Raw genomic sequence first — 4,255 nt, forward strand, 5'->3', positions numbered from 1 at the left:
AACAAATTATATCAAATTTTTTTAAACAAAAAGCGCGTTGCAATCACCTGTTTTGAAGCCAATGTATGCATGTGTCACAGAGGATAACTCGCATTAGCTCTCACTCAATTACCTGATTGGAAATATGAAATTAAGCACCTCTAAAAAATAAATTTGCAGATTTTTAAAAACTGGAGTGCTCCACATGCTTCCCAGCACCCCCGCCCATTTAATTAATATAAAAAATAGAAAGGTAATAAGATGATATTTGATGATGGAGATGGATATGTAATAACACGTGGGTGTGCAAAGTTTTTTAGTGTATCCACAACCACGATTCGTAATTAGGTGCTTCAAGGGGGGGCAGAGCTATATAAGCTAGAGAGAGCAGTGAGATGGAGAAAGAAAGAGATCTTATCCTTCACTCCAAAGAAAAATAAGGAATAAATTAGCTAAAGTTATATAAACCGTAGAAGGTGGTCTAAAAGTTGGTCTTAAAATAGCTCTTTAAAGAAAAAATTTATATATTTAATATGTTAAAGATACAAAATGGTGCCCAAAAGAGGACTCGAACCTCCACGCCTTACGGCACAGGTACCTGAAACCTGCGCGTCTACCAATTCCGCCATCTGGGCTTATAAAATTCATCTAAGTGCATGAAGTAACTCTGTCAATAAAATTATAGAATTTATTTTTTCAGCTTAAAACGATAGCATTGAACTTTTGAGGGAGATCATGATTTTAGAAGTTTAAGGTGTGAGGACTGTCTTTGATAAAATTGTTGAATCCGGATTAAATGTGTAAATAATAGGAATGCCGGTCGCTAATTCTTGAGATATAATTTCCTCACTGGAGAGACCTTCAAGCGCCATAATAAGAGCACGAAGAGAATTTCCATGTGCTGCGATCAAAACAGTTTGGGAGCGCAAAATATAAGGCTGGATATGGTAAAGATAATAAGGCCAGATGCGCGCACCGGTATCGCGTAGGCTTTCTCCATTCGGTGGCGCAATCGTATAGGAGCGGCGCCACATTTGCACTTGCTCCTGCCCCCATTGTTGACGTACTTCATCTTTATTTAAACCAGAAAGATCACCATAATTACGTTCATTTAATGCTGGATTTTTTATCACTTCTAAATCTGATTGTCCCATTTGCTCTAAAATGTGCTGAGCGGTTTTTTGAGCTCGCTGTAAGGCAGATGTATAAGCGATATCAAACCTCAAACCATATTCTTTCAGTTTTTTTCCTGCTGCTATCGCTTCTGCATGACCTTTTTCTGTTAAATCGGGATCTTTCCAACCGGTAAAAAGGTTTTTGAGATTCCATTCACTTTGTCCATGACGAATTAGTGTAAGTATGCGTCCCATTATAAATTGCCTCTATTCTATTGATTGTTTAAAATTCATCGTTCAATCCCAAAACATCGAACATTGAATAAAGACCGCTTTCATGATTTTGTGCCCATAAAGCTGCTTTTAATGCGCCATTGGCAAAGATAGAGCGTTCTTGCGCTGTGTGTGAAAGAACAATGCGCTCATTGGAACCAGCAAAAATGATACTGTGTTCTCCAACAACTGTCCCACCACGTGAACAGGAAAAGCCAATGGTGCCTTTTTTGCGTTTACCTATATGACCATTACGTTCGTTGACACACACATTTTTAAGCATAACATTGCGTCCTTCAGCTGCTGCTTGGCCAAGAAGAAGGGCTGTTCCAGAAGGAGCATCAACTTTGTTAGCGTGATGCATTTCATAAACTTCGATATCAAAATCATCGGCTTCTAATGCTTTAGCGGCTTTCTTTACAAGGTTGGCTAAAAGATTTATTCCAAGGCTCATATTCCCGGATTTGACAATAGTTGTATATTTCGCAAAATCTGCAATTTTTTCTTCTTCTTTTTTGCTAAATCCTGTGGTGCCAATAATATGGACAAGGCTTTTTTGAGCAGCGTAGTTAGCATAAAGAATGCTGGCTTCTGGTTGTGAAAAATCTAAAATACCTTCTGTATTAGAAAAGGCATTTTCGGGATCATCAGTGATACTAATCCCAAGAGAATCTGAACCAATTAATGCACTGGCATCTTTTCCTACAAACGGTGAACCTTTACGTACAAGAACAGCACAAAGCTCTACATCTTTCCTCTGCTGGATTGCTGTAATGAGTTCACGTCCCATTCTTCCATTTGCACCAACAACTGTAAGGCGCATTTTTATCTCCTTATGATACTTTACTGTGCAGTATAGGCAAATTCTTGTCTTCTTTCCAATGGTTCTTTTTCTTTATAGAAAATTTTTTTCCTGCTTTAATTTATCTTGTTGTGCTGTAAAACACTGTTGTTTAGAGCAAGTGATATAAGATCTACAAATTTAAATAGAGATGTTTTTCGTTAGAGTGTGTGATGAATATTCTTAAGTAAGGTTTGCTTATGAAATCTAATGAAGATTGTGTATTACTTTACGCTTTTGTTTCTTTCGTTCTTTAAAGGGGAGCGTTCTTCATGCAAAATAAGATCTTCCAAACAAAATAGACCTATGTTGTCAATTCATACGCTTTTCTTAAAGAAATATATTTATCAATTCTTCTAAACTTATTTTATGATAGTGCTCGTGAGTGGTATCACGAGAGAGTATCCATGAATAATATAAAATCTATTCTGCGCCATTATCTTTATGCTTCATAAATAGAGCAAATCAGCATTATCATCCGTTTTGTTAGCCTTTAATGTTTTAACTTAGTCATTTTCACTCATCAATTCCATTTGTGACGCATAAGAAAACGATTATTTATCATTGTATATAAATACGTTATCCATAAATAAAATTACGTAAAAAGGGGTAAAAACAAGGGGCTAACAAGAAGTTGGATTGTTTACATACAAGAGTTGGGCAGATTCTTCATCTTTTAGGAAAGTCAGTTGAAAAAATTGTTATGTTGTAAAAACGCATGATGAGGCTTTGTTTATTATAGAGAAAATAGGATATATATTATGCAATGCGTTTTTTCATATATTGGGAAGAATGGAGTATAACATGCGTTAAGTATTGTTATTTTATTTGCCTAGCTTCCAATGATGCTACAGTTCTTGTATTTAAAGAGAGTCTTTAAAATCCTTTCTTAAGTATTTTTTATCCCTGTGCTGATTTTTTTTGTGACACGATAAGAAAGTGATTTTTGTGATTCAATTATAATGGGTTTTATTCTCTGTTTAATACGATCATAAATCAATGTATTATTATATTGTTTATACGCATGCATAAAAATTCATAAACCTATAAATATCCTTTAGATAGAATATCACTTTTATTTTTGTTTGTGAGAGAAGGCTAGAAATCAAGATCTGCATAGTGAACACTTGCAACAATTCCACGGACGCGATCTGTTAAAAGAGAACGAAAAGAAGGGCGTGATTTAATTCTCATATACCAGTCTTTGGCAGCAGGAGATTGTTCCCAGTCAATTTCCCCTAGAAAGTCAAGTACAGAAATAGAGGCTGCGGCTGCTAGGTCTGCATAGGACAAGGTAGAACCCACTAAGCTATCGCGAGAGGCACAAAGCCAATTGAGATAGTTCATATGGGGTAAAATATTGGCACGCGCATTGCGTAAAATTTGTGAATTAGGAGCACCACCGCCAATGGCAAGTGGCATTTCACGTTTGTGGATTCGTTCTCGTACGATATGGCGCGTTGCTTCATTTTCGAATTTATTTAAGAACCAATCATTGAGACGGCGTACTTCCGCACGCTCTAAAGGATTTTCCGGAAAGAGCTTATTTTCTTGTCGTAAACTTCCATGTGTTTCGTCTAAATATTCGCAGATAACAAGAGGACCTGATAATGGAACCTCGTGTTCATCGAGAAAAACAGGAACATGACCAGCGGGATTGAGGGCTAGAAATTCGTGTCTTCTTGCCCATTCATGTTCTTCAATCAGCTGAGTGGTTACACCATATTCTCCAAGAATGAGGCGTATGAAGCGCGAGGCAGCGGATAGGGGAGAGTGAAAAAGTGTCAGCATAATTTACACTATCAAATAGAGTTGAAGAGAATTCTTTCAAGTAATCATTTTTATAAAGATGCTTGACTAGAAGTACAAGATCATTAGTAGCTGCTAGTAATTATAATTAATAAATTGTTAATGACTAGGGACTGTTCTCTTATGCGATGGTTTGCAAAATGGCAGCACGTAATTCTTCTAAACCGAGAGCTTTTTCTGAAGAGGTTACAAGAAGCTCAGGGTAAGCTGCTGGGCGCTTGAGAAGCTTTGTTTGTGT

The 4,255-nt window shown here is 36.7% G+C and carries 3 protein-coding genes, 1 tRNA gene and 2 pseudogenes; 1 reads left to right on the forward strand and 5 read right to left on the reverse strand.

The window, feature by feature from the left end; genetic code table 11:
• Positions 1-240 precede the first annotated feature (240 nt).
• A pseudogene (locus ACFIO3_RS09385) lies at positions 241-426 on the forward strand (DNA-binding protein).
• Positions 427-529: 103 nt separating this feature from the next.
• On the opposite strand, the gene ACFIO3_RS09390 reads toward ACFIO3_RS09385, so the two are convergent.
• The 5 genes and pseudogenes from ACFIO3_RS09390 to ACFIO3_RS09410 form a co-directional block, all read right to left on the reverse strand.
• Positions 530-614, reverse strand: a tRNA-Leu gene (locus tag ACFIO3_RS09390).
• Positions 615-728: 114 nt separating this feature from the next.
• Positions 729-1,349, reverse strand: coding sequence for a 2,3-bisphosphoglycerate-dependent phosphoglycerate mutase (locus tag ACFIO3_RS09395; protein WP_375607302.1), 621 nt, complete (start codon positions 1,347-1,349; stop codon positions 729-731).
• Positions 1,350-1,377: 28 nt separating this feature from the next.
• Positions 1,378-2,190 (reverse strand): 4-hydroxy-tetrahydrodipicolinate reductase, encoded by an 813-nt coding sequence (dapB, locus tag ACFIO3_RS09400; RefSeq protein WP_375615366.1) that lies wholly within the window; start codon positions 2,188-2,190, stop codon positions 1,378-1,380.
• Positions 2,191-3,306: 1,116 nt separating this feature from the next.
• Complete coding sequence (locus ACFIO3_RS09405) at positions 3,307-3,999, reverse strand: glutathione S-transferase family protein (RefSeq protein ID WP_375615365.1); 693 nt, start codon at positions 3,997-3,999, stop codon at positions 3,307-3,309.
• 139 nt (positions 4,000-4,138) lie between these two features.
• Positions 4,139-4,255 (reverse strand): annotated as a pseudogene (locus ACFIO3_RS09410) (YihA family ribosome biogenesis GTP-binding protein); the annotation flags it as partial.

The sequence above is a fragment of the Bartonella sp. AD328YNZD genome, from assembly GCF_042196425.1.

Excerpts from the sequence above, each read along its gene's own strand:
- ACFIO3_RS09405 (WP_375615365.1), bottom strand. The coding sequence starts at position 3,999 with ATGCTGACACTTTTTCACTCTCCCCTATCCGCTGCCTCGCGCTTCATA.
- dapB (WP_375615366.1), bottom strand. The coding sequence starts at position 2,190 with ATGCGCCTTACAGTTGTTGGTGCAAATGGAAGAATGGGACGTGAACTC.
- ACFIO3_RS09395 (WP_375607302.1), bottom strand. The coding sequence starts at position 1,349 with ATGGGACGCATACTTACACTAATTCGTCATGGACAAAGTGAATGGAAT.